The organism is Turicibacter sp. (assembly GCF_017941855.1).
Lineage (GTDB): Bacteria > Bacillota_I > Bacilli_A > MOL361 > Turicibacteraceae > Turicibacter > Turicibacter sanguinis.
In genome coordinates, this window is the sequence record NZ_JAGAVR010000041.1 from 1 (window position 1) to 2523 (window position 2523).

A 2523-nucleotide genomic window follows, 5' to 3' on the forward strand; every position below is an offset into this window, starting at 1 on the left:
CAAAAAATAAAAACAAAATTAAAATAGATAAAATCAAAAATACAATAACGACCATAAACATAGCTCCCTCAAATGAGTTTTCCACTTTATGATTCCCAATTAATCTCTATTTTATCCCCATTTTTTTAAAAATCTTAAATCTTCCATAGGGATTAATGTTTGTTATAATTTTTTATTCTATATACAAACAGAAATATATTTCACTATTATAAATGAGTCTCAGTACTGAAATCTTTTTGATCCTTAGGTGTCACTATAGTCCAGTTAAAAGTTTTCCAAGTGTGAAAAACTTATCTGGACTTATATTGGTCGCTTTTCAATATATTATTCTTTAATTTGAATCTTGATTTCACTCTTAACCCCACTATCATCACTTAACAACGTTATTGTCACATCCCCAGGTGATACGCCTTGTACAAATCCATTTTGATCAACTGTAGCAACCTGATCATCACTAGAAATCCACATGACCTGTTGATTACTTGCATTGCTTGGTGTCACTCCGAATTCTAACTGCATCGTTTTTCCAACTTTTAAAGCTTTGCTATGATTTAAAATTTCCACTGATTCTACAGGAATGCTAACACGAATATCAAAACTTCTAATAATCTCTCCATCGTGTAAAATACTAACCTGTACAAGTCCTGGATTCAAAGCAGTGATAGAGCTTGGCCCAATTTCTATCACCCCATCAATCGAACAATCAATTTCAACTGCCTCAAAATGATATCCTAAACTTTCTAAAGCTGAACGAATTGGAAGAGAGTCACCGATTCCTAAATTTAAATAAGTCAAAATTTGAGTGGGATTATTGATAGTGGTCTCATTCACTAATAAAAGATCATTACTATCCACATATCCTGCGCTATCTTTAAATACATAGTTTGAATTAATCAAAGCTTGCTGCGTACTAGGTTCAATCGCCATGTCACTTTGAATTTTCAGTAATTCATCACCTCTCTCTAACACTAGGAAAGGATAATTAGAAATCGGTAAATTACTTTTACCGTTGGCTGTTAAGTACACCGTCTTATCGTCGTCCGATAAAACTGGAATCATTTCATTATCCAGCTTAATAGCAAGTTGATAGTAATTATAATCTTTGCCACCTAGCGCTTTATCCATACGATAATACCAACCTGCAATTTTTTCACCCCAATACGGATCAGAAGCATACTTCACATTCATACCACTTGCCTTGTTTCCAACATGGGCACCAAAATATCTAAAATCATCAAGCGCATCTGTGTATCCCCAAGACATATAACGCTGCGCGTGATAATAGACTCCATTTCGTACACTCGTGAACATCGTTGCATTTCCATAAGGATTGTTATCCGTTGCATTCATTCCAAACGTATTATTCTTTTCAATTGAAATCTTACTTCGACCTTGACCACTTTCATGAAGCGCCATTGAAAATTCAAGACCACCATTGATTCCAAACTCTTCTTGGGCTGCAATAAAACTTTCACCCTCACCAACTAACTGACTTTCGTTAGTATTTGCAGGATAGCTAGTCGGTTTTAACGTATAACCAAGTTCATTTAAATAGGTATTTAACTCATCAAAGCTATAATTAGTTTTTGAACGATAAGGTAGATACTGAAAATAATTATAATAAGGATCATCCAAATTCAAAGCATACTGCTTATCAGCTGTAATCTTAGTCCAATCATCATAAAAATAGTTGCCATCATAACTATAATACTTCTGATTCTCAACCATAAAATCAGGTGCTTTCCCAATAATGACTGATGACGAGGCTAATTCATCACGCACATCCTTAGAAATATGATGAACTAAGTCCTCCCCCACCACTTCATAATAAGAAACGTTTTGAACCTGATTGCTAGGAACAATATTTACCCACGTTTCACTCCCACTTGGTGCATCATACAGCACATGTCTTGAAATCCATCCATCATATCCAGACATATAAACCTGGAAATCATCCTGCAATTCATCAAGCAAAAAAGCATCATCAATATAACACGCATTAATATAAGTATCTTGCTTAGCATTCGAACCAGCACGACTTTTTAAATTATGATTCGCACCACAAGACGTCGTTTTAAACTGAATAATAGCAGGAGTAAATGACATCACAATCATTCCATCATTTAAAACAACCGGAATATCCTCAAACACTAAGTTTCCCACACGTTCCTTAACTTGCTTCGCTTCATCAAACGTTTCAACACAAGCAACATGCTCAAATGTTCCATCAGACCTAGACATTGCAACCTCATAAAAATAAGGATCACAATAAGTACTCACCGTTTTCATACGAGTGGTTTCTTTTGCACTACTAGAGACTGTATTAATACTGTAATAATAATACGGACTAAATAAATCCATCAAAGATTCAAGAGAAAATAACTGATCAATTACCTGATGATAATTGGTTAATCCGCTAGGCGTATAACTTTCAAGTCTTTTTACTACTTCATCTACTGTTAAGTTAGGCTGATAATTAGTTTCTGCTAAAATTTCATCCTGATCCTTCAATATACTAAAAAC

At 34.4% G+C, this 2523-nt stretch carries 1 protein-coding gene; it reads right to left on the bottom strand.

Annotation, left to right across the window (positions count from 1 at the left end):
* Positions 1 to 324 precede the first annotated feature (324 nt).
* Positions 325 to 2523 (bottom strand): Ig-like domain-containing protein (locus J6D32_RS06245; RefSeq protein WP_287467406.1); only part of this gene is annotated, 2199 nt, incomplete at its 5' end.